Raw genomic sequence first — 23,050 nt, forward strand, 5'->3', positions numbered from 1 at the left:
AATAAATGAACGTGGGGGAAAATGATGAATTCCATAATTAATTTTGTTATGAAGAATAAATTAGCGGTATGGCTATTAACGTTAATCATTACTGTTACTGGCATTTATGCTGGAACACAAATGAAATTAGAAACAATTCCAGATATTACGATTCCAGTAGTTACGGTTACGACAGTTTATCCTGGAGCGACACCAGAGCAAGTGGCAAAGGATGTATCTGAGCCATTTGAAAAAGCTGTAAGTAATCTAGAAGGTGTGAAAACTGTAAGTTCTACATCCTTTCAAAATGCATCTTCACTCCAAATTGAATTTGCATATGGAATTGATATGAAAGAAGCAGAAACAGAAGTAAAAGCAGCTTTGGACAATGTAGTAAAGCCTGATAACGTTCAAGATCCATCGATTGCAAGAATTAGTATGAACGCATTCCCAATTATTGCGTTGAGCGTTTCGAATAGCGAAAAAGATCTAGCTACGTTAACAGATAATGTCGAAAATGATATTGTTCCTCAAATAGCAGGAATTGAAGGTGTATCTTCTGTTGCTGTTTCTGGACAACAAGTAGAAGAAGTTAGTTTAGTATTTGATCAAAAGAAAATGGCCCAAATTGGTTTAGATGAAGCAACTGTTAAAGCTATCATACAAGGTACAAATTTAACGATGCCTTTAGGATTATTCCAATTCTCTGAGGAAGAACAGTCAGTTGTAGTAGATGGGAAAGTTGCTACATTAGCAGACTTAGAAAACCTTCCAATTCCAGTAGTAAGTCCTACAGGAATGTCTTCTGTGACTCTAAAAGAGATAGCTAAAATCGAATTTATGGGTAAAGCAGAATCTATTTCACGTACAAATGGGCAAGAAGCGATTGCTATTCAAATTGTAAAGGCACAAGATGCAAATACAGTAGAAGTAGCAAATGCAGTGAAAGACATGATTCCGGATTTAGAGAAAGATTATGATGGTTTAGATGTTGAGGTTACCTTGGATCAAGGAGAGCCTATTGAGGCTTCTGTGGAAACGATGGTGAGCAAAGCGTTATTTGGTGCACTATTTGCGGTAATTATCATCTTATTGTTCTTACGAAACTTTAAGTCTACCATCATTTCCATTATTTCCATTCCGTTATCCATTTTAATCGCATTTATCTTACTAAATCAAATGGACATAACACTGAATATGATGACCCTTGGAGCAATGACAGTAGCTATCGCACGTGTAATTGATGATTCTATAGTTGTTGTGGAAAATATTTATCGAAGAATGAACTTGACGAGTGAAAAATTAACAGGCAAGGACTTAATTCGTGAAGCAACAAAAGAAATGTTTGTTCCAATTTTATCATCTACACTAGTTACAATTGCTGTGTTTTTACCTTTAGGATTAGTTAGTGGTATGGTTGGAGAATTATTTTTACCATTCGCATTAACCATGGTATTTGCTTTACTTGCATCATTACTTGTAGCGGTGACAATCGTTCCGATGCTTGCTCATTCTTTATTCAAAAAGAATATGGAAAAAGGTCCAGGTTCTCATAAAGAAACGCAAGGAAAACTTGCTACTGGTTATAAAAAGTCCTTAAATTGGGCGTTAAACCACAAGGCGATTACATCTATAGCTGCGGTTGTATTGCTAGTCGCAAGTATGTTCCTGATTCCAGTAGTAGGTGTCAGTTTCTTACCTGATGAAGAGCAAAAGTTAATGTATGTAACGTATACACCAGATGCTGGAGAAACATCCGATGATGTTAGTGCGAGTGTCGAACAAGTAGAAAACTACTTCTTAGAGAAAGACAACGTTGATATTGTTCAAGTATCCATTGGTGGAGCAAATCCAATGGCCCCAGGAGCTTCTAACGGTTCCTTAATGTACATCACATTTGATCCTGAAACGGAGGAATTTACGAAAGTAAAAGAAGATGTGATGAAAGAAATCCAATCATTTGATGTAAAAGGTGAATGGAAATCTCAAGACTTCTCGACAAGTGGTTCAAGTAATGGAGTCAGTTATTTTGTGTATGGAAATAATAAAAAAGAAATTGAACCAGTAATAGAAAATATCGCATCTATTTTAGAGGACAATAAAGATATCAAAGATGTGAATACAAGCTTATCTAAATCTTATAAAGAATATACTTTTGTAGTAGACCAAGATAAACTAACTCAATACGGTTTAACAACAGCGCAAATTGGGATGAAGTTAAATCCAAATGTTCAACGAGAAGTTCTAACGACGATTACGAAAGAAGATCAAACGTTTGATGTATATATTGATAAAAAGATTGAAAAACAAACATCAGTAGAAGATTTATTAAAAGAAACAATAGCAACTCCAATTGGTATAGAAGTTCCAATTTCTGAACTGGTACATGTAGAAGAAGGAACAAGTTCTGATACTGTAAACCGTCGAGAAGGAAAAATATTTGCGAGTGTTTCTGGTACTTTAACTGCTAAAGATGTAGCAAAAACTTCTAAAGCTATTCAAGCAGAAATCGATAAGTTAGATGTTCCAGCAGGTATAGAAATTAGTACTTCTGGTGTAACAGCGGATATTACGGAGGCATTTACGCAACTAGGATTAGCCATGCTAGCAGCGATTGCGATTGTATATCTAATCCTTGTCATAACGTTTGGCGGAGGACTTGCACCGTTTGCGATTCTATTCTCATTACCGTTCACAGCAATTGGGGCTTTAGTTGGATTAGCGATTGCGGGTGAAACACTAAGTGTATCTTCCATGCTTGGTCTATTAATGTTAATAGGGATTGTTGTCACTAATGCGATTGTATTAATTGATAGAGTAATTCATAAAGAAAAAGAAGGTCACTCGACTCGTGAAGCTATTCTTGAAGCTGGATCGACAAGACTTCGCCCAATCTTAATGACTGCACTTGCTACAATTGGAGCGCTAATACCGCTTGCAATTGGAGCAGAAGGTAGTGGCTTAATATCAAAAGGCTTGGGAATTACTGTAATCGGTGGATTAATAAGTTCAACTTTACTTACATTAATAATCGTGCCAATGGTATATGAATTTTTTGCAAAGTTTAGAAGAAAAAAAGTCTCAAATAACTAAAAATACTGAGTGAACCGTGTAGAAATTTTCTACACGGTTTTCTTTTTGACATGTTAGAATAGTTAGGAAAGGGCATGGTGATCTAATTGAATCTTACAAAATGGACATTACTTGCTGTAATACTGCTTGTACTTTCAGCATGTGGTGTTACAGAAGAAAAACCGGTTGTACAAAGCGGAACGGAAGAAATAATAGAAGTTTCTAGCGAGAATTTGGAAGAAACAGTAGAAGTGATTGAAGAGAAACCCGGAGTGGAAGAAAAGCCGGAGAAGCTTTATGAAGTAAATGCAGCTAATTGGACATTCCAACCAATAGGGGAAGCTAATCCGAAGGTTGTATTACTAACAATCGATGATGCTCCAGATAAATATAGTCTTGAAATGGCTAAAACATTAAAATCACTAAATGCACCTGCCATCTTCTTTGTAAATGGTCATTTCATTGATACAGAGGAAGAAAAAGCGAATTTAAAAGAAATATACGATATGGGCTTTGCCATTGGTAATCATACGCAAACACATATTAATTTAAAAAATAGTTCAGAAGCGCAGCAACAAGAAGAGATACTAAAAGTAAATGAAACAGTAGAGGCTGTCATTGGGGAAAAACCAAAGTTCTTCCGAGCACCATTCGGTATAAATACAGATTTTAGCAAAGCACTTGTACAACAAGAAGGCATGCTTCTGATGAATTGGACGTACGGCTATGATTGGGAGAAACAATATATGGAAGCTAATAGTTTAGCAGATATTATGGTCAATACGGAATATCTGACAAACGGAGCGAATCTCTTAATGCATGATCGTAAATGGACGGCAGAAGCTTTAACAGACATCGTAGAAGGTCTTCGTGCAAAAGGTTATGAATTTATTGATCCCCAGACAATTAAGGGGATAGAAGAATAAGTTGTATTACCTCACGGTTGTTGATTATCTAATTTGCCCCATTAAAATTTCACAAGAAATGCGCAAGGATCCCATTTTGCACTTGTACGTTTTTGGTTCGCTTCGGACGAAAGGTCACTACATCATTACCGAGGGCTAAGTGTAGCAGGAAGTGACTTTGTGCATCCCTCTGCATCAAGAAATATCGATAATAGTGTAGAACTCGTTAAGTTCCAACCACTCCAAAAAGCAGCTATACATAGAGTGCCTAGTGTGTTATCACCATTTTAGCAAGCAATTTACTGGGTACTTTTGGATAATCAACACGTGTGTTATTACCTCTGTGATCATGCTTCACAGAGGTATTTTTTGAGGCGTGGATATCGTAACATATTAAGCGTAGAATGTTCCTGTTACTAGTTTATAGGAGGTGAAAACCTTTAAAAGATTACATTTTTTAAGGTTATGTATGGGAAAATATATTCGCATTGCATTTCAAGTTATTATTCTTTATTTATTCTCCCTTGTAGGGTCTTTGATCGTACAAATATTCCCTTTTAATTTTCCGGGAAGTATTATGGGTTTATTGATACTTTTAGGTTGTTTATATGCAAAAATAATTCCTGTGAATCTAATTAAAGATGGAGCAGGGTTATTATTAGGACTCCTTGCATTATTTTTTGTTCCTGCAACTGTTGGAGTAATGAATTATCCTGAATTTTTATCTTTCAATGGAATGCTCCTAGTCTTTACAATTATTGTAAGTACTATTTTGGCAATTATTGTATCAGGAAGAGTTTGTCAATATATAGAAGGGAAAGAATCGAAAGAGGAGTCTGCCTCATGAGTGAAGTTACGATGATAGTAGGAACAATCTTTGTCTTTTTCGTTATGAAAAAGGTGTATGCCCGATTTACAACCCCTTTGCTTCTTCCAGTGTTAACCACAACAATAGCGGTTATTATTTTATTACAAATTTTCGACGTTTCTTATGACACTTATATGAACGGAGCAAAATGGATTGATGCGATGCTTGGTCCAGCTGTTGTAAGTATGGCATATCCTTTATATGCACAAAGAGAAACAATTATAAAAAATAAGTTTTCTATTATGATCAGTGTCATAGTTGCAATGCTTTCAGGTTTAATCAGTGTGATTGTATTTGCGAATTTATTAAACTTCGATAATGAATTGATCATATCTTTATTACCCAAATCTATTACTACACCAGTAGCTATGCAAATAACTGAATCGATTGGAGGTATTCCATCGTTAACTGCGGTTTTTGTTATATTGGCGGGTTTAACTGGGGCGATAACTGGGCCTATCATATATAAAATTTGTCGTATTGAAAAAGTGATTAGTAGAGGAGTTTCGATGGGAAGTGCATCCCATGGAATTGGTGTAGCTAAACTATCAGAATATGGAGAGCAAGCATTGTCCATGGGTACTGTTTCCATGACATTAAGTGCGGTAGTAGGATCCTTTATATGTCCTTTATTTGCTTTATTACTACAATGATAAAGGTGTTGTCCAATAAGCCCATAAATTGAAGCAGATGTAGAAAAACGAGTCTTTTTCTACACCTGTTTTTTGTATACTTTTTTTTATACTACTATTTTTTGTAGGCAATTGATTGTAGTGAAAGACGGCGACTCCAGCGGGAATAGCATGAGCTGAAGGCCCCGCAGGAGCGAAAGCGACGAGGAGACTGAAGCCATGCCCGCGGAAAGCGTCCGTCTGGAACGGAAATCAATACATTGGAAAAGGGACCATCTCTCAGTCAATGTATGACTTTAGAGACAGCCCCTTTTATTACTTAATCTTCTTTAATAACATGAATCATTTCTAAAGTATCATCTTCTGGTCCTTGTACAGGTAGGCCAGCTTTGATATTCATCTGAATATAATCGATGTTTCCTTGCGTAATTATTTCCCCGGGAATAAAAATAGGAATCCCAGGTGGATATACCATAACGAATTCTGCGGAAATTCGTCCACTAGCATCTGACAGGGGAATTGATTCTGTTGCAGCGTAAAACGCATCTCGAGGTGACATTGCAAGTTCTGGAATATCAGGTAAAGTAACGGATGGTTCAACAATTACAGCTTCAGATTCATGAGCTTCAACCATACGAGTAAGTGCGTTTACTAGTAAGTTTGTTTCTTTTTTGGAGTCCCCAAGTGTTATTAAACAAAGAATGTTATATAGATCAGAAAGTTCTACTTCAATATTAGCTTTTTCTCTCAGCCATATTTCTGCTTCATAGCCTGTCATCCCTAAATTTTTCACACTAATTAATAATTTGGTTGGATCCATATCAAATGTTGCAGAAGAATGCAAAATTTCTTCGCCAACACATCGAATATGTGGAATTTCATTTATACGTTTACGCGTATCCTTAGCAAGGTCAATGACATCACCGATTAAATCCTCACCGTGAATGGCTAATTGTCTTCTAGCTGTGTCTAAAGAGGCTAAAAGAGGATACGAGGTAGATGTTGTTGTAAGCATGGATAAAATGGATTGCACACGTTTAGTAGAAACAAGTCCATTCCTAACATTTAGAATAGAACTTTGTGTCATAGAGCCACCTAATTTATGAACGGAAGTTGCAGCCATATCTGCTCCGGCTTCCATCGCTGAAATAGGAAGGGAATTATGAAAATGAATATGCACGCCATGTGCTTCATCTACTACTACTGGAATTCCTCTTTCGTGGGTAATGTCCACAATTTTTTTCAGGTCAGCGGCTAATCCGAAATAAGTAGGATTAATAACTAATAATCCTTTTGCGTCGGGATGTTCATTCAATGCTTTTTCAACCGATTCTACTGAAATACCATGGGAAATACCTAATTCTACATCTACTTCTGGATGAATAAAAACAGGAATTGCTCCTGCAAAAACAATCGCAGACATTATTGATTTATGCACATTTCGTGGAACAAGTATTTTATCACCAGGACCACAAATAGTAAGTATCATTGTCATAATAGCTCCGCTTGTCCCTTGTACAGAGAAAAACGTTTCATCAGCCCCGAATGCTTCTGCAGCCAATTGTTGAGCTTGTTTAATGGCACCTTTAGGGGAATGTAAGTCATCTAAAGGGGCAATATTGATTAAATCTATGGAAAGTACATTATCTCCAACAAACTCTCGAAATGCAGGATCCATCCCTTTCCCTTTTTTATGCCCAGGAATATGAAACTGGATAGGATGACGGTTTCGATGCTTCAGTAGTGCATCGAACAATGGAGTTTCTAATTGTGACAACGCTCATACCACCTCTAATATTATTTTTTTAAAACAAATGAAATTATAGCACTTCGTTTATTCTATTACTATAAAAATATTTGTGAATTGAATCATGACGCTAATTCTTTTACACTTAGAGCTATGGGAGGGATAGGGATGATTTTTCAAACAAGGGTAACTGAATTATTGGGAATAAACTATCCAATTATTCAAGGGGGACTTGCATATTTAGCATATTCTGAATTATGTGCGGCTGTTTCGAATGCAGGTGGTTTAGGGCAAGTTACTGCCATGAGCTTGAAAACACCAGAAGAATTGCGTGAAGAAATACGTAAAGTCAGAGTGCTTACAGATAAACCGTTCGGTGTAAACTTTGCTATAGGGCAAACGGGAAGACCCTATGAGCATATGTTACAAGTAGCAATAGATGAAAAAGTACCTGTTATTTCCATGACCGGTGGAAATCCAGCACCTATTCTAGAAAAACTTGCAGGTACGCCCGTAAAGAAATTAGTGCTTGTAGCAGCTAAGCGCCAAGCGCAAAAAGCGGAACAACTTGGAGCAGATGCTATAATGGTTGTTGGTCAAGAGGGCGGAGGTCATTTAGGTAGAGATGATATTGGAACGATCGTATTAATTCCACAAGTGGTAGATGCAGTATCGATTCCGGTGATTGCATCAGGAGGGATTGCTGACGGGCGAGGCTGGATGGCAGCTCATGCACTTGGGGCCGAAGGAATTGAAATGGGCACTCGATTTATCGCTACAAAAGAATGTGTTCACGCCTCAGAAGCATATAAAAATGCTTTATTGTCTAGCGAAGAAACGGACACTACAGTAATTAAAAGAACCATTGGTGCTCCAGCAAGAGCGATTAAAAACAGCTGGACCGAAACAATTTTACGTATCGAAAAGGAAAAATCAACATATGATACTTTAAAGGATTATGTTAGTGGTGAAGCAAATAAGCAGTTTATCTATGAGGGGAATATAGATAAAGGATTTGGATGGGCAGGGCAATCTATCGGTTTAATCAAAGATGTGCCCTCTACAGAAGAGCTTATCGAACGAATGGTTTCTGAAGCGTTAGAAGTTCGAAAAAAATGGCAATTATAGGAGAGTATAAAAATGGAATACACATATCCTTTTTCTTTAGATTGGTCTACAGATGAAATAGTCGGTGTAGTACAATTTTTTGAAGCAATTGAAAAGGCGTACGAAAAGGGCGTTAAACGAGAAGAGTTACTAAAAAAATACAGACGCTTTAAAGAAATTGTTCCTTCTATTGCAGAAGAAAAAACATATTTCCGTGAGTTTGAAAAAGAAAGTGGTTACGCTAGTTACCCAATCGTAAAAAAGATGAAGGAACTAGAAGATAGCGCTATTATTAAAGCATAACTAATAAAACCACCTATAACTAAAAAGCTATAGGTGGTTTTATTTACTTCCTATTGATCATGGTTTTGTAGATAGGTAGAAGCTGTTCAAACGTTTCTTCCGCAAGTTTAAAGAATTCATCTTCCGTTAGCTTTACTACTTCTTCCCTGGCGATGTGTCGACCTACTAAAAATTCTCCCTTTTTCACATCACGTAATCTTACTAATAATTGCTCCAAGTCATCGCCTTTTGCTTGTTTCAGAGGAGTTGCTTCGGGCTTCATATGATCTCCAGATACAATGAAGTCAGCTGGCAATTTTTTAAACAAACTTTTTTTCTTTAATAATCGTTCTGCTATGGCTACTTTATCAGGTGCTTCATAGATGACAGCTACAATGATAAAAAGATGACTTCCCCATAACCCAATCTGAAAATGTGGTAGTGCTTTATATCCTCTTTTATACGGAGCAAAAGCAACCCAACTGTCTTTTGGTGGATTAACGGAGCGTCGAGCATGTTTTGCTACATGTGGAAAGTATTCATCCCCTAGTGCACTTGAAAAATAGAGACTATATTGTTTTCCTAGCTCCTCAAATTTTGGCCTGACATTTTTAATAAGTGCGGTCATTCTGTTTTCTAGACCATCTATTTGAAATAAATCAAAATCCTCGTCTTTCCAAAAAAAATTGCTCATATGTAAACTCCTTTCACTTTCTATGTTTATTTTATCGGAAATATGGGTAAAAATCATGTAGGTAGTATTTTTCAGTCAACATAAGTTAGTTGATGGCATAAATTATATAAAATGTTCTGAATATTTAGTTATAATAAAAAGGAAGGGGTGTTAATGATGAGACAGGTTGTGCAAATTATTCGCAAAAATGACGTGGAAAAAGAAAGAATTCAAACATTAAAATTGGAGTTGGATTACCAACTTGCTACTTTATTTGACGCAATGAATAGTCAAAATGAAAAAGAGATAAAGGAATCAAAAATGCAGCTGATAGAAATACACAAACTTCTGGGGGAGCTAAATGCACTCGATTGAAGATTTACCTTCTATAGAACCGTAAAACACCAGCTAATTAGAAAGACAGCGGGTGTTTTTTTCTTTATACTAAAGGTAATGTTTTAGAAAGGATGGTTGAAATGAACATACATACTCTTGATAAATATGCGAAATCATTAATTAAAGAAGCGGCAAATAACATTAAATCTTCTTTCTCATCCACACTAATAATTGAGTCGAAGTCAGAAGCAAATGATTTAGTAACAAATATTGATAAAGAAACCGAACAATATTTTATTAATCATATTAAAAGAGATCTACCGGATCATCGAATATTTGGAGAAGAAGGATTTGGAGACGAGATCCATGATTTAAATGGATACGTATGGATGCTAGACCCAATAGACGGCACGATGAATTTTATTCATCAAAAAAAGAACTTTGCTATTTCTTTAGGAATTTACAAAGATGGTGTAGGGATTCTTGGTTATATTTATAATGTTATGGAAGATGATTTATTAAGTGCAACTTTAGGTGAAGGGGCTTTTTCAAACGATATCCGCATTCCTACAGTAAAAAATGCCAGTGTGGAACAATCTATTGTTGGAGTAAATGCTAGCTGGGTCATTCCGAATAGGCATATACAGCATGAAGGTATGGTTAAACTTTTACAAACAGTGAGAGGGTCAAGATCTTATGGATCAGCTGCTATTGAGATTTCATATGTTGTTACAGGTCGATTAGATGCATACATGTCGATGAGATTATCACCGTGGGATATTGCGGGAGGCATGGTTATTGCAAAGGAGGTAGGTGCAGTTGTGACTACTCTGACTAATGAACCGATTAATTTATTGCAGCAAAACACCTTTATTATTTCAAAACCTGGCTTACATGAACAATTATTATCCAATTATATTCAATTAAAATAATGGTTAAATTAGGTTGATGTTTTTTAGAATGTTTACAAAGCCAAAATAAAAAAATTCAGCAAGTGATTACTTGCTGAATTTACACTATAACAATCCTTGATCACGCATTTTTTTCTTTGTCTTAAAACCAAATCCCATAACGACAAAAAGTAAAGCAAGAAACAGGAATATTAGAGGAATATTGCGAAGTGCGATTGCGATTCCAATAAGTGCCATCGATAAAATTGCACCAAAAGAATATAGAACAAAAATCCATTTTACATTACCCATAATGATTACCTCCAAAAAAAAATATTGAAAAATATTATTACTTTAGTGCTACTTGTGATATAATAGCACAGTTATGGACTCGAAAAAAGAATATGGAGTGGAAAAATGACAAATTTACGTCAAGATATAAGAAACATTGCAATTATAGCACACGTTGACCATGGGAAAACGACATTAGTTGACCAATTATTAAAACAATCAGGTACTTTCCGTTCAAATGAACACGTTGAAGAACGTGCGATGGACTCGAATGATATCGAGCGTGAACGCGGTATTACGATTTTAGCTAAAAATACAGCAGTAGACTATCATGGTACACGTATCAATATTCTTGATACGCCTGGACATGCTGACTTCGGCGGTGAAGTAGAACGTATTTTAAAAATGGTAGATGGAGTTTTATTAGTAGTAGATGCATATGAAGGTTGTATGCCTCAAACACGATTCGTATTGAAAAAAGCGTTAGAACAAAAATTAACACCTATCGTTGTAGTAAACAAAGTAGATAAAGATTCAGCTCGTCCACTAGAAGTAGTAGATGAAGTTTTAGAATTATTCATAGAATTAGGTGCTGATGAAGACCAACTAGAATTCCCAGTTGTTTATGCTTCAGGTGTAAATGGTACTTCTTCACTAGATGCAGATCCTGCTAACCAAGAAGAAAACATGAAATCTCTATTCGAATTGGTTATTAAAGAAATCCCGGCACCAATTGATAACTCAGAAGATCCATTACAATTCCAAGTAGCATTACTTGACTATAATGATTATGTAGGTCGTATTGGTATTGGTCGTGTATTCCGCGGGACAGTTGAAGTAGGTCAACAGGTTTCTTTGATGAAACTAGATGGTAAAGTTAAAAACTATCGTGTAACAAAATTATTCGGTTTCTTCGGTTTAAAACGTGAAGAAATTCAATCGGCTAAGGCTGGAGATTTAATTGCGATATCTGGTATGGAGGATATTAACGTAGGTGAAACAATTTGTCCTACAGATCATCCAGATGCTTTAACGCCATTACGTATTGATGAACCAACATTACAAATGACATTCTTAACAAATAACTCACCATTCGCTGGTCGCGAAGGTAAATGGGTTACATCACGTAAAATTGAAGAGCGCCTTCGTTCTCAATTACAAACGGACGTATCTTTACGTGTTGAAGATACAGAATCTCCAGATGCATGGGTAGTTTCAGGTCGCGGAGAGCTTCATTTGTCGATTTTAATCGAAAATATGCGTCGTGAAGGTTATGAATTACAAGTATCAAAACCGGAAGTAATTATTCGTGAAATTGAAGGTAAAAAATGTGAACCAGTTGAACGTGTACAAATTGATGTACCTGAAGATTGTGTAGGTGCGATCATTGAATCAATGGGTACACGTAAAGGTGAAATGATTGATATGGTCAACAGTGGAAATGGCCAAGTTCGTTTAATCTTTATGGTACCAGCTCGTGGATTAATTGGTTACTCAACAGAATTCATGTCACTAACAAAAGGCTTTGGTATAATTAACCATACGTTCGATAGCTATCAGCCGGTAGTTTCAGGTCGTGTTGGTGGACGTCACCAAGGTGTACTTGTTTCTATGGAAACTGGTAAATCAACTACTTACGGTATGATGGGGATTGAAGACCGCGGTACATTATTCGTAGAACCAGGTACTGAAATCTACGAAGGTATGATTGTTGGTGAAAATACTCGTGATGCTGATATCACTGTTAACATTACAAAAATGAAACAAAAAACAAACATTCGTTCAGCTAACAAAGACCAAACGAACGTTATTAAAAAACCTCGTATTTTAAGTCTTGAAGAAGCATTAGAATTCTTAGGTGATGACGAGTACCTAGAAGTAACGCCTGAATCAATTCGTTTACGCAAAAAGATTCTAGAGAAGAGTGAACGTGAACGTGTTACAAAGAAAAAGAAAAGTGCAGAACTTGAATAGGAACTGAAAGGGTGAATAACCTTGGAGGAACAGCAATTCGTACTTGATAGAATGTCTAGTATTTCGCGTTTTATTTACGAGACAATGCCATCATTCGATGTAGCGGGTTATGTATTATTTTTAGTCATTTTTTTACTATCCTTACTTGTGTACAAGCTTGGATTTGCGAAAAAATTACATTTCAAACAAAACATAATCATTTATGTTTTCTTATTATTAGGGTGTTTAATGTTGACATTTTTAGCGTTTTTCCTTCCGGTTGTAGAAGGATTAATCGTAGCAGCCTTAATTTTAATTGTTTATAAGATTCGTTTACGACTCGAAAAAAGAAACAGCTCCACTACCTTAAGGTAGCGGAGTTGTTTTTTTAATATACTTAGAAAGTATATTAAATCGATGTGCCTTGAACTCAGTGTTCCTGGTAGTTGGAAGAATTAAAAATTACCATGAATTACATGTAAAACAAAGTTATTAATATGGTAGCAAGAAATATATATTCTAAGCGAAATAAGGTATAGTTGATTTCCACTATAGGCGGACGCTTTCTGCTGGATGAGCGATAAGCCATCACCACAGCTCACGCGTCGTTTGTGATTCTTCTCTGCTTCACTCATCCCACTGGAATCGCCGCCTGCCACTTCAATCAACAAAGTGATAATGTTCGCATTTTATGACGAAGTACTATTTATGAAATTAACTCACTTGTAAACAGAACATATGACAAAAAATAGTTAGCATACAACTTATACAGTAGCAAAAGAGCTCCCGAAATTGTATCTTCGGGAGCTTTCAACATAAGTAAGAATTAAACTATTCTCTCAAGTATCCAAAACAGCACTTACATGTTGCCTAAAGTTGCAGGAGGGCAACGGGAGGACGAAAGCCACAAGATTACCGAAAAGGAGAGTAGAATCGTGATGTTAGTCACGATCCCACTCTCCTAAAAAATACTCGGTAATGATGTGGCTAAAGTCCATTCCAAAGCAATCCGGAAATTCTGCGAACAGGTTTGTACTTATTGGGCACGATTAGCGCTTTTCTTATTAAAATTCATTTTCGATTAAACGGGAGCTTTTATAAGAGATAAATTTTCCTGTTGCCAATCGTTTATTTGTTTTTTCTTCTATACGGTCATGACACTCTTTGCACATATACGTATGAATAGGGCGATTTCTAAGTTTTTTTGCTAGCGGTAAGTCATCAGGAAGTTCGTCAATTCGTTCGCAAATGACACATTGGACTTTCATATAGACATCTCCTATTCTATGCGGAATGCTTTGACAAATTTGATTGGATTATTAATATTAGAACCGTCTTTTTTTAACACATGAACTGGACCATCTTCTTTAAGAGGCTTCCCTTTATGACTAAATTTTAATAATAAAGAATCTAATTCCTCGAATGGAATAGAATGCTCACCCTCGTTTGTTTCAATAATAAGGGAAGTAGCATCCTTTAAGGGTTCAGCGTTAAAAATAAATTGTTTTAAATCTATACCAAATGTACTTGTTAATACTTTTGTACGTTCATATTTCTTTTCGGTTTTTAATGTTGGGGGGGTGGTTGAACCTTCAATAATTTCACGAGACCAGTGAGCGGAAGTAACCTTTGCATATTCTTCTAGTTCATCCTTGTACTCGTATTCACCAGAAAAAAAATCATCTAAATCAATTTTACGATCATCAAAAATCCAAACTGTAGGGTCAAGCGTTATATTAAATTTAACTGCACCTTTAATAGGGATAATAAATTCCAAAGAAATTGCCTCCTCTAAACTATCTATTCAATATTAGTATACCGTTAAAATGAAAAGTTCAAAAGAATATTTCATTATTTCGGTAAGTTGAATAAGAGAATACTTGCAATTCTTCTAGGCAAAAGATACACTTTAGGGAGATGAAGAACGATAAATAATAATAATGGGGGCGTCCTCATGGATACTAATATACAACTCTCGTATCAAGATAAAGCGCTGGAGCTTTTGAAAAAAGATGCGGAAAAGATTGCACAACTGATAAAAGTGCAAATGGATAACTTAACGATGCCTCAATGTCCTCTTTATGAAGAGGTTTTGGACACTCAAATGTTTGGATTATCGCGTGAAATAGATTTTGCGGTAAAACTTGGGCTTTTGGAGAGAAGTGAAGGGAAAGAAATAATTGCTTCACTTGAACAAGAATTGTCCGTTTTACATGATATCCACACAGAAAAATAAATATTAAACTCAAACAAAGCTAATGTTTGAGTTTTTTTTCTATCTAAAGAAATTGAGGTTTTTACCATGATTACATATTTAAAACGATATTTACGTAATTTTGATTATCCACTATTTTTTGTTTATTTGGCATTGTGCTTGTTTGGACTAGTCATGATTTATAGTGCTAGTATGGGTTGGTCAGTTATAAAGTATGGACGGGAGCCTGATTATTTTTTTAATAAGCAAAAATTAAATTTGCTATTGGCTTTTCCAGCTTTCTTTTTGGCTTCTATTTTTCCTTATAAGCATTATAAAAGCAGATTCATGATGCAACTTATGTTATTAGTCATGTTTTCCTTATTATTTCTAGTCCACATTATTGGATCTGGTGGAGAAAGTGGATCTCAAAGTTGGATTTATTTGGGCTTTGGAAATATTCAACCTTCTGAAATTGCTAAAATAATCATAGTGTTATATTTTGCAGGTATATTTACAAAAAAACACGAGAATGGGACGTTAAATAAATTAAACGAGTCAGTTGGACCGCCTTTGGTGGTGTTGTTTTTTGTATTTGTTTCCATCATGATGGAAACAGATGTTGGAAATACACTGATTATTAGCTTTGTTGCAATTTCAGTAATAGCATCAAGTGGAATTAAATTTAAATCATTTGCTAAAATAATTGGTTTGATTAGCATAGTAATAACAATGGGCTTGTTTGCTATTTATGTCATGAAAGATACTTTACTTACACCTCATCGTAGAGGAAGGTTAGAAGCCTTTTTTAATCCATTTGACTATGAACAAGGATATGGATATCAGATTGTAAATGGCTATATCGCGATAGGTTCGGGCGGAATAAAAGGTTTAGGGTTAGGAAATTCTAATCAAAAATTCGGTTATTTACCTGAACCACATACAGATTTTATTATGGCAATTATTGCAGAAGAACTTGGTATTTTTGGTGTTTTATTTGTTTTATGTGGTTTGTTTTTTATTGTGTTTAAAGGGATATCGATTGCTATATCTACGAGAGATCCTCAAGCTCGAATGATTGCCGCTGGTATTGCAAGTATTATTGGTTTTCAGACCTTTGTTAATTTAGGTGGAATGTTGGGGATTATTCCACTTACTGGAGTTCCCCTTCCTTTTATTAGTTATGGAGGAACTTCCGTCATCATTTTATCTGCTGCTATTGGAATATTAATGAATGTTTCCATGTTTGTGAAGCACGAGAAAATAAAATGATAAGGGGTGTAATGGGATGAATAAAATTAAAAAGATAGTAGTGGCAAACAGAGGGGAAATTGCTATTCGAATTTTTCGTGCTTGTACCGAGTTAAACTTACGTACTGTAGCGATTTATTCAAGAGAAGATAGTGGTTCATTTCATCGTTTCAAATCGGACGAGTCTTATTTAGTTGGAGAAGGTAAAAAGCCGATAGATGCTTATTTAGATATTGAGGATATCATTCGCATTGCCAAAGAAAGTAAGGCTGATGCTATTCATCCTGGTTACGGTTTTTTATCAGAAAATGTTGATTTTGCTAGACGCTGCGAAGAAGAAGGAATTATATTTATCGGTCCTACTTCCCAACACTTAGATATGTTTGGTGACAAAGTAAAGGCGCGTGATCAAGCGGAAAAAGCGGGAATTCCTGTCATACCGGGTAGCGACGGCCCAGTAGAAAGTATAGAAGAAGTTCGTACCTTCGGAGCAGCTCATGGATATCCTTTGATGATCAAAGCTTCTTTAGGTGGCGGAGGCCGAGGAATGCGTGTGGTTCAAACGGAAGATGATTTAGAAAGTGCATATGAACGTGCTAAATCAGAGGCAAAAGCTGCATTTGGTTCGGACGAAGTATATGTGGAGCGATTTATATATCAGCCAAAGCATATTGAAGTGCAAATACTAGGAGATATAGAAGGTAATTTAATTCACCTATATGAACGGGATTGTTCGATTCAAAGAAGACATCAAAAAGTTGTAGAAATTGCACCATCCAATTCTTTAAATGCTGAACTTCGAGATAAAATATGTCAAGCCGCTGTTAAATTAATGAAAAATGTTTCATACGTAAATGCTGGTACTGTAGAATTTCTAGTAACAGATAATGAATTTTTCTTTATTGAAGTAAATCCACGTATTCAAGTAGAGCATACGATTACAGAGATGATTACGGGTATTGACATTGTACATGCACAAATTAAAATCGCGGATGGTCTAACATTACCAAGTGAAGAGATGGGGATCCCAAGTCAAGAAAATATTCCGTTGTTTGGATTTGCTATACAATCACGTGTCACAACCGAAGATCCTTTAAATCATTTTATGCCGGATACAGGAAAGCTGATGGTTTATCGATCAGGTGGAGGATTTGGGGTTCGCCTGGATGCAGGTAACGGATTTCAAGGTGCTGTAATTACACCTTATTATGATTCATTACTCGTAAAAGTTTCAACATGGGGTATGTCATTTAAAGAGGCTGCAGCTAAAATGAATCGAAACTTACAGGAATTTAGAATTCGTGGAATTAAAACTAATATTCCTTTTTTAGAAAATGTAGTGAAACATCCAAGTTTCATTTCTGGAAAGTTTAATACAAGTTTTATTGATTCAACACCTGAGTTATTTTTATTTCCAAAAAGGAAAGATAGAGGAACCAAATTATTAAATTATATTGGAAATGTTACTGTTAATGGTTTTCCGGGTATTGAGAAAAAGTCAAAACCTATATTTGGTGCTGCTAGAAAGCCGAATTTTGATATATCCCAAGCACCACCAGTTGGAACAAAGCAAATTTTAGAACAACAAGGTGTTGAAGGAGTTATTAAGTGGGTGAAAGAGCAGCAAGGTGTTCTATTAACGGATACAACATTCCGTGATGCCCATCAATCACTATTAGCAACTCGAGTTCGTTCTCATGATATGTTTGAAATTGCCAATGAATCAGCTCAAGGTATGCATAATTTATTCTCTTATGAAATGTGGGGAGGGGCTACCTTTGATGTGGCGTATCGTTTCTTAAAGGAGAATCCTTGGGATCGATTAATAAAAATGCGTGAAATGATTCCAAATGTACTATTCCAAATGTTATTCCGCGGAGCAAACGCAGTAGGATATAAAAACTATCCTGATAATGTTATTCGTGATTTTATTCAAGAATCTGCAGAAGCTGGTATCGATGTTTTCCGAATTTTTGATAGTTTAAACTGGATCAAAGGTATGGAAGTTGCAATTGACGCAACAAGACATTCAGGAAAAATAGCAGAAGCAGCTATTTGTTACACAGGAGACATTTTAGATGACTCTCGCTCAAAATATACCGTTCAATATTATAAAGAGATGGCGAAAGAATTAGAGGCTGCAGGTGCGCATATTTTAGCGATTAAAGATATGGCTGGATTATTAAAACCGGAAGCAGCATATCGTTTAGTGAGTGAGCTTAAAAGTACAGTGGATATCCCAATCCATCTGCATACACATGATACAAGTGGTAATGGAATTTTCACTTATGCAAAAGCGATTGAAGCAGGGGTAGATATTGTTGATACTGCATTAGGTTCCATGGCAGGCCTAACTTCTCAACCTAGCGCTAGCAGTTTAAGTTATGCGATGAAAGGTTCTAATCGAGAAGTAATTGGAGATGTAAATGCATTTGAAAAAATTTCCTATTACTGGGAGGATGTTCGAAAGTATTATCAAGATTTCGAAAGTGGCATGATGAGTCCACATACGGAAATATATGTCCATGAAATGCCAGGTGGTCAATATAGTAATCTTCAGCAACAAGCTAAAGCAGTAGGTCTAGGTGAGAGATGGGAAGAAGTAAAAGAAATGTACTCTCGTGTCAATTTACTATTTGGAGATGTTGTGAAAGTTACTCCTTCATCTAAAGTGGTAGGAGATATGGCTTTATTCATGGTACAAAACAACTTGGATGAAATTTCTGTCATTACAAGAGGGAAAACGATTGACTTCCCAGACTCGGTTATAGAATTTTTTGAAGGTTATATTGGTCAGCCATATGGTGGTTTTCCAGCAGAGCTTCAAAAAGTCATTTTAAAGGATCGCCAAGCTATTATTGTCCGACCAGGAGAGTTATTAGAGCCAGTTGATTTCCAAGCTGTAAAAGAGTTGTTATTTCATAAATTTGAGCGTCCGATTACTAGCCAAGAAATTCTAGCTTATACACTCTATCCAAAAGTATTTGAAGAATATAGTGAGACAGAAAAGAATTTTGGTGACGTTTCTGTTTTAGACACACCAACTTTCTTATACGGTATGAGACTTGGAGAAGAGATTGAGGTAGAGATTGAAGTAGGGAAAACATTGATTATTAAATTAGTTTCCATTAGTAATCCAACTCATGATGGAAATAGAATAATTTATTTTGAATTAAATGGACAACCACGTGAAATCTCCATTCTCGATATGAATATTGAAGTAAGTCACATTGCTAAACCAAAAGCGGATGTGACGAATGAACGACATATTGGAGCGACAATGCCAGGAACTGTATTGAAAGTTGCAGTTGCCTCCGGAAGTAAGGTAAAAAGAGGGCAACATTTACTTATTACGGAAGCAATGAAAATGGAAACAACGGTACAAGCTCCGTTTAATGGTGTTGTGAAAGAAATCTTTGTTGTAGCTGGAGAAGCTATTGCAACGGGTGATTTACTAATAGAAATGGATAAGGAATAAAAAAAGGCTGTTTGACTAATCATTGTCAAACAGCCTTTTATTATTTACTTGTTTTACTACGGGATAATAATAAGATCATATAACATAATAATCCAAAAAGAAGTGAGATGACTAATGAGTGTAATAATGCAACAAACAAATTAAGTTTTGTTAACACAACAAACATTCCCGATAAAACTTGAGTCGTTACGAGGACTAAAGAAATTATCCAGCCCCAATAAATGGCGCGTTGGTCTTTATAATTTCTAATGACATGAATCGTAATGATTAATATCCACATAAAAATTAAACCTGCAGCTGCTCGATGTCCCATTTGAATCCACTCGTATAAGTTCGTTGGAAGTGAGAACTCGTTATTACGACATAATGGCCAATCGAGACATACTAAACTAGATTCAGTATGACGAACAAGAGCCCCAGTATAAATAACGAAATAAGAATATAATGTTACACCGATGGTATGAAATCTTAATGTTTTACCGATATTAATTTTATCTGTATCAAACTTCCGATCAACCTCAAAGATTAATAAGGTTAATAAGAGTACAGCCGCAAATGAAATAAGTGAGATTCCAAAATGAAGTGCGAGAATAAAATCCCCTTGTCCCCATTTCACCTGTGCAGCGCCAATAAGAGCTTGTAATACTAAAAAAAAGACAGCCATGAAAGCTAAAAATTTTGTCTCACGAACGTGTCCTAACGCACGCCAAGCCCAAATAGCTAATGCGAGTATTAATATACCAACAGCTCCTGTTACAAGGCGATGTGAGAATTCAATTAATACTTCCGCGGTAATTTCATCTGGTATTAGTTGACCGTTACAGCCTGGCCAATGCCTTCCGCAACCCATGCCACTGTCGGTTTTTGTAACAAGTGCTCCTCCTAAGAGGATTAGAAGCATACCAACAGAAGAAGCTATAGCCAACCATTTTAAATATTTATGAATGTGCAATACTCCACCTACTTTATGTATATATTGCTCGTCTATAAAAGACGGTATCTGCTTCTAGATAATATCGAAACATGAAAGAAAATACAATGTAAAACGATTGAAGACTTGTATACGATAAGGTCAATTCACAAATTGTTCATAAATTCGTGCTTGAACCTTCACAAATAGAAGCAAGAAATGATTTATTATTGATATGTTCTAACTATTTATAAAAAGTATATAGAACTTATTATTCGGAAATCTTTATTCTCTATAGAAATTTCAAAGTATTTTCGATATAGTATAATGTAGCGGAAAATGCTTACAACTTTGAAAGGAGGGGCAGCATGTCAAATGGTCATTCGATAACCGCAACTAACGAACCGAAAACAGATCCCGTTTCTACATCATTTTATAAGGACTTCTTATCACTTATTAAAATAGGGATAGTTAATTCCAATTTAGTTACGACTTTTACAGGTTTGTGGTTAGCTTTTCAATTTACTAATCGTAATTTCCTAAAGGAATTAGATTTAATATTCTTTACGCTCTTTGGAGCAGCACTTATTATAGCCGGTTCTGCAGCGATGAATAACTTTATTGATCGTGATATTGACCCTGTCATGAAAAGTAAAGAGGGTAGACCAACAGTAACTGGAAGATTTACTCCATCAGCCGTGCTGATAACTTCTTTTGCATTATTGATTGTAGGTGAAATCTTTTTGTTTCTGGCTTCGACTTCTGCGGGAGTTTGGGGACTTGCGGGAATCATTAGTTACGTTGTTTTATACTCTATGTGGTCGAAAAGAAGGCATGTCAGCAATACGGTAGTTGGTAGTATTTCTGGTGCAATACCTCCAGTAATTGGATGGGCAGCAGTGGAACCAGGTTTAAGCTTAGGTGCTTTGGCATTATTTTTAATAATGTTTGCTTGGCAGCCACCACATTTTTATGCACTTGCAATGAAGCGCACAGAGGAATATAGAGCAGCTAACATACCAATGTTACCTGTAGTTAAAGGATTTAAACGAACTAAGGTATCGATGCTTCTTTGGATTTTACTATTGTTTCCATTACCATTTTTACTTGTAGAACTAGGAATTGCTTTTGTCGTATTAGGAACAGTGCTGAATATTGGCTGGTTATTACTATCGATCAAAGGTTTCCGAGCAGAAGATGATATTAAATGGGCTACTCGTATGTTTATCTATTCATTAAACTATATGACCATTCTTTTTGTATCAATGATTATCTTCTCCATTTTTATTTAACTACTGGAATTCTTTCTTTAGTCAACAAGAATTCATATAGAAGAGAACCACAGTCCAATGAACATGATTACAATTATGAAAGAGGGGTTTGATTTAGCTATGATGAAAGGGCTTAAAAAATGGCGACTTTTTTCACTTTTAGCAGCTCTTACGATTTTCTTGTCGGGTTGTGGCGAAGAATATTTATCAACGCTTACACCTGCTGGACAAGTCGGAAGAGATCAATTTAATTTATTACTACTATCATCTGCTATTATGGCTTTAGTTATTATAGTCGTAGTAATTATTTATGTTGTTGCTCTAGTGAAATTCCGTCGATCAAAAGTTGGAGAAAACGTTATTCCTAAACAAGTGGAAGGAAGTCATACACTGGAAGTTATTTGGACAGCTATTCCAATTGTCCTATTATTAATACTTGCAGTTCCAACAGTAATGTATACTTATAAACATGCAGATGTTTCAGCAATGGATAATGTGGATGAAGAAGGAAACAAAACTGCTGTTACAGTTAATGTAACTGCTAAACTTTATTGGTGGGAGTTTGAATACCCAGATTTAGGTATTGTAACTGCTCAAGAACTTGTTGTTCCTACTGGTGAAAAGGTTTACTTTAATTTAAAAGCAGCTGATGTAAAACATTCATTCTGGATCCCAACAGCTGGTGGTAAGATGGATACGAACGTAGAAAACGTAAACCAATTCTATCTAGAATTTGATAAAGAATCTGCTGGACTGAAAGATGGAGTATTTTACGGGAAATGTGCAGAGCTTTGTGGTCCTTCTCATGCTTTAATGGATTTCAAAGTAAAAACACTTGATCGAGATGACTTCAATTCTTGGGCAGAAGCAATGAAAACTACTGTACATACTGCAGAAGGTGATCTTGCTACACAAGGTGAAGAAATCTTTAATACAAGCTGTATCGCTTGTCATGCAACTTCTGGTGCTGGTTCTACTGGTGGAGTTGGGCCAAACTTAGCTGCATTCGGTGATCGCAACCGTGTTGCTGGTTTCATGACTCACGATGAAGAAAGTTTGAAAAAATGGATTAATAATCCTCAAGAATATAAACCAGGTAACTTAATGCCTCAGCCAGAAAAAATTAACAATGGCGAAAAATTTAGTGAAGAGCAGTTAGACGCTCTTGCAGAATATCTAATGGGACTATCTGTTGAAAAATAATTTCGACA

Annotated in this window: 21 protein-coding genes; 15 read left to right on the top strand and 6 right to left on the bottom strand. The window is 35.8% G+C overall.

The window, feature by feature from the left end; translation table 11 throughout:
* Positions 1 to 24: 24 nt before the first annotated feature.
* From MHH81_RS05110 to MHH81_RS05125, 4 genes are all read left to right on the top strand, one after another.
* Complete coding sequence (locus MHH81_RS05110; RefSeq protein ID WP_340925122.1) at positions 25 to 3,072, top strand: efflux RND transporter permease subunit; 3,048 nt, start codon at positions 25 to 27, stop codon at positions 3,070 to 3,072.
* Between the two features lie 86 nt (positions 3,073 to 3,158).
* Complete coding sequence (locus tag MHH81_RS05115) at positions 3,159 to 3,977, top strand: polysaccharide deacetylase family protein (protein WP_340918660.1); 819 nt, start codon at positions 3,159 to 3,161, stop codon at positions 3,975 to 3,977.
* Positions 3,978 to 4,425: 448 nt separating this feature from the next.
* Complete coding sequence (locus MHH81_RS05120; protein ID WP_340918662.1) at positions 4,426 to 4,803, top strand: CidA/LrgA family protein; 378 nt, start codon at positions 4,426 to 4,428, stop codon at positions 4,801 to 4,803.
* Complete coding sequence (locus MHH81_RS05125) at positions 4,800 to 5,477, top strand: LrgB family protein (RefSeq protein ID WP_340918664.1); 678 nt, start codon at positions 4,800 to 4,802, stop codon at positions 5,475 to 5,477. The genes MHH81_RS05120 and MHH81_RS05125 overlap by 4 nt, the downstream gene beginning before the upstream one ends.
* A gap of 298 nt (positions 5,478 to 5,775) precedes the next feature.
* Here the strand turns inward: MHH81_RS05125 and MHH81_RS05130 are convergent, their stop codons facing one another.
* Complete coding sequence (locus tag MHH81_RS05130; RefSeq protein WP_340918666.1) at positions 5,776 to 7,233, bottom strand: aminotransferase class I/II-fold pyridoxal phosphate-dependent enzyme; 1,458 nt, start codon at positions 7,231 to 7,233, stop codon at positions 5,776 to 5,778.
* A 138-nt stretch (positions 7,234 to 7,371) separates the two neighbouring features.
* Between MHH81_RS05130 and MHH81_RS05135 the strand changes: the two genes are divergently transcribed.
* Both MHH81_RS05135 and MHH81_RS05140 read left to right on the top strand, forming a co-directional pair.
* On the top strand, positions 7,372 to 8,331 hold the full coding sequence (locus MHH81_RS05135; protein ID WP_340918668.1) for an NAD(P)H-dependent flavin oxidoreductase: 960 nt from the start codon (positions 7,372 to 7,374) through the stop codon (positions 8,329 to 8,331).
* A gap of 12 nt (positions 8,332 to 8,343) precedes the next feature.
* On the top strand, positions 8,344 to 8,613 hold the full coding sequence (locus MHH81_RS05140) for a UPF0223 family protein (RefSeq protein WP_340918670.1): 270 nt from the start codon (positions 8,344 to 8,346) through the stop codon (positions 8,611 to 8,613).
* 43 nt (positions 8,614 to 8,656) lie between these two features.
* On the opposite strand, the gene MHH81_RS05145 is transcribed toward MHH81_RS05140, so the two are convergent.
* Positions 8,657 to 9,286 carry a YktB family protein gene (locus tag MHH81_RS05145; RefSeq protein ID WP_340918672.1) on the bottom strand — a complete coding sequence of 210 codons (630 nt, stop codon included), beginning with the start codon at positions 9,284 to 9,286 and terminating at the stop codon, positions 8,657 to 8,659.
* A 153-nt stretch (positions 9,287 to 9,439) separates the two neighbouring features.
* Here MHH81_RS05145 and MHH81_RS05150 point away from each other — a divergent pair, with 153 nt between their 5' ends.
* Positions 9,440 to 9,640, top strand: a complete 201-nt coding sequence (locus tag MHH81_RS05150; protein WP_340918674.1) for a hypothetical protein — start codon at positions 9,440 to 9,442, stop codon at positions 9,638 to 9,640.
* Positions 9,641 to 9,741: 101 nt separating this feature from the next.
* Positions 9,742 to 10,533: an inositol monophosphatase family protein gene (locus MHH81_RS05155; protein ID WP_340918676.1), complete on the top strand. Its 792-nt coding sequence runs from the start codon at positions 9,742 to 9,744 to the stop codon at positions 10,531 to 10,533.
* An 84-nt stretch (positions 10,534 to 10,617) separates the two neighbouring features.
* Here the strand turns inward: MHH81_RS05155 and MHH81_RS05160 are convergent, their stop codons facing one another.
* Complete coding sequence (locus MHH81_RS05160) at positions 10,618 to 10,803, bottom strand: YlaF family protein (RefSeq protein WP_340918677.1); 186 nt, start codon at positions 10,801 to 10,803, stop codon at positions 10,618 to 10,620.
* Positions 10,804 to 10,908: 105 nt separating this feature from the next.
* On the opposite strand from MHH81_RS05160, the gene typA reads away from it, so the two are divergent.
* Positions 10,909 to 12,756 carry a translational GTPase TypA gene (gene typA, locus MHH81_RS05165; RefSeq protein WP_340918679.1) on the top strand — a complete coding sequence of 616 codons (1,848 nt, stop codon included), beginning with the start codon at positions 10,909 to 10,911 and terminating at the stop codon, positions 12,754 to 12,756.
* Positions 12,757 to 12,777: 21 nt separating this feature from the next.
* Positions 12,778 to 13,110, top strand: a complete 333-nt coding sequence (locus tag MHH81_RS05170) for a YlaH-like family protein (protein ID WP_340918683.1) — start codon at positions 12,778 to 12,780, stop codon at positions 13,108 to 13,110.
* A 689-nt stretch (positions 13,111 to 13,799) separates the two neighbouring features.
* Here the strand turns inward: MHH81_RS05170 and MHH81_RS05175 are convergent.
* Together MHH81_RS05175 and MHH81_RS05180 are read right to left on the bottom strand one after the other, a co-directional pair.
* On the bottom strand, positions 13,800 to 14,003 hold the full coding sequence (locus tag MHH81_RS05175; RefSeq protein WP_340918686.1) for a YlaI family protein: 204 nt from the start codon (positions 14,001 to 14,003) through the stop codon (positions 13,800 to 13,802).
* 11 nt (positions 14,004 to 14,014) lie between these two features.
* Complete coding sequence (locus MHH81_RS05180) at positions 14,015 to 14,512, bottom strand: peptidyl-prolyl cis-trans isomerase (protein WP_340918689.1); 498 nt, start codon at positions 14,510 to 14,512, stop codon at positions 14,015 to 14,017.
* 177 nt (positions 14,513 to 14,689) lie between these two features.
* Here MHH81_RS05180 and MHH81_RS05185 point away from each other — a divergent pair, with 177 nt between their 5' ends.
* From MHH81_RS05185 to pyc, 3 genes are all read left to right on the top strand, one after another.
* Complete coding sequence (locus tag MHH81_RS05185; protein ID WP_340918690.1) at positions 14,690 to 14,971, top strand: YlaN family protein; 282 nt, start codon at positions 14,690 to 14,692, stop codon at positions 14,969 to 14,971.
* 66 nt (positions 14,972 to 15,037) lie between these two features.
* The gene (locus MHH81_RS05190) at positions 15,038 to 16,201 is read left to right on the top strand and encodes an FtsW/RodA/SpoVE family cell cycle protein (RefSeq protein WP_340918693.1); all 1,164 of its coding nucleotides are present in this window, start codon (positions 15,038 to 15,040) and stop codon (positions 16,199 to 16,201) included.
* 16 nt (positions 16,202 to 16,217) lie between these two features.
* Positions 16,218 to 19,658, top strand: a complete 3,441-nt coding sequence (gene pyc, locus MHH81_RS05195; protein ID WP_340918695.1) for a pyruvate carboxylase — start codon at positions 16,218 to 16,220, stop codon at positions 19,656 to 19,658.
* Between the two features lie 40 nt (positions 19,659 to 19,698).
* Here pyc and MHH81_RS05200 read toward each other — a convergent pair whose 3' ends face one another.
* Complete coding sequence (locus MHH81_RS05200) at positions 19,699 to 20,610, bottom strand: COX15/CtaA family protein (protein WP_340918697.1); 912 nt, start codon at positions 20,608 to 20,610, stop codon at positions 19,699 to 19,701.
* A gap of 326 nt (positions 20,611 to 20,936) precedes the next feature.
* Between MHH81_RS05200 and cyoE the strand changes: the two genes are divergently transcribed.
* Together cyoE and coxB are read left to right on the top strand one after the other, a co-directional pair.
* Entirely contained in the window at positions 20,937 to 21,860 is a 924-nt protein-coding gene (gene cyoE / locus MHH81_RS05205; RefSeq protein WP_340918699.1) for a heme o synthase, read from the top strand.
* A 99-nt stretch (positions 21,861 to 21,959) separates the two neighbouring features.
* On the top strand, positions 21,960 to 23,042 hold the full coding sequence (coxB, locus tag MHH81_RS05210; protein ID WP_340925124.1) for a cytochrome c oxidase subunit II: 1,083 nt from the start codon (positions 21,960 to 21,962) through the stop codon (positions 23,040 to 23,042).
* The last annotated feature ends 8 nt before the right edge of the window (positions 23,043 to 23,050 follow it).

Origin of the sequence: Psychrobacillus sp. FSL H8-0484 (assembly GCF_038005325.1) — a bacterium.
In the GTDB taxonomy this organism is placed as follows: domain Bacteria; phylum Bacillota; class Bacilli; order Bacillales_A; family Planococcaceae; genus Psychrobacillus.

What these genes read in the sequence shown, in the direction of transcription:
- MHH81_RS05160 (WP_340918677.1), bottom strand. Translation starts at nt 10,803, where the DNA reads ATGGGTAATGTAAAATGGATTTTTGTTCTATATTCTTTTGGTGCAATT.
- MHH81_RS05155 (WP_340918676.1), top strand. Translation starts at nt 9,742, where the DNA reads ATGAACATACATACTCTTGATAAATATGCGAAATCATTAATTAAAGAA.
- pyc (WP_340918695.1), top strand. Translation starts at nt 16,218, where the DNA reads ATGAATAAAATTAAAAAGATAGTAGTGGCAAACAGAGGGGAAATTGCT.
- MHH81_RS05145 (WP_340918672.1), bottom strand. Translation starts at nt 9,286, where the DNA reads ATGAGCAATTTTTTTTGGAAAGACGAGGATTTTGATTTATTTCAAATA.
- MHH81_RS05190 (WP_340918693.1), top strand. Translation starts at nt 15,038, where the DNA reads ATGATTACATATTTAAAACGATATTTACGTAATTTTGATTATCCACTA.
- MHH81_RS05140 (WP_340918670.1), top strand. Translation starts at nt 8,344, where the DNA reads ATGGAATACACATATCCTTTTTCTTTAGATTGGTCTACAGATGAAATA.
- MHH81_RS05175 (WP_340918686.1), bottom strand. Translation starts at nt 14,003, where the DNA reads ATGAAAGTCCAATGTGTCATTTGCGAACGAATTGACGAACTTCCTGAT.
- MHH81_RS05150 (WP_340918674.1), top strand. Translation starts at nt 9,440, where the DNA reads ATGATGAGACAGGTTGTGCAAATTATTCGCAAAAATGACGTGGAAAAA.
- MHH81_RS05110 (WP_340925122.1), top strand. Translation starts at nt 25, where the DNA reads ATGAATTCCATAATTAATTTTGTTATGAAGAATAAATTAGCGGTATGG.
- cyoE (WP_340918699.1), top strand. Translation starts at nt 20,937, where the DNA reads ATGTCAAATGGTCATTCGATAACCGCAACTAACGAACCGAAAACAGAT.
- MHH81_RS05135 (WP_340918668.1), top strand. Translation starts at nt 7,372, where the DNA reads ATGATTTTTCAAACAAGGGTAACTGAATTATTGGGAATAAACTATCCA.
- coxB (WP_340925124.1), top strand. Translation starts at nt 21,960, where the DNA reads ATGATGAAAGGGCTTAAAAAATGGCGACTTTTTTCACTTTTAGCAGCT.
- MHH81_RS05120 (WP_340918662.1), top strand. Translation starts at nt 4,426, where the DNA reads ATGGGAAAATATATTCGCATTGCATTTCAAGTTATTATTCTTTATTTA.
- MHH81_RS05185 (WP_340918690.1), top strand. Translation starts at nt 14,690, where the DNA reads ATGGATACTAATATACAACTCTCGTATCAAGATAAAGCGCTGGAGCTT.
- MHH81_RS05125 (WP_340918664.1), top strand. Translation starts at nt 4,800, where the DNA reads ATGAGTGAAGTTACGATGATAGTAGGAACAATCTTTGTCTTTTTCGTT.
- typA (WP_340918679.1), top strand. Translation starts at nt 10,909, where the DNA reads ATGACAAATTTACGTCAAGATATAAGAAACATTGCAATTATAGCACAC.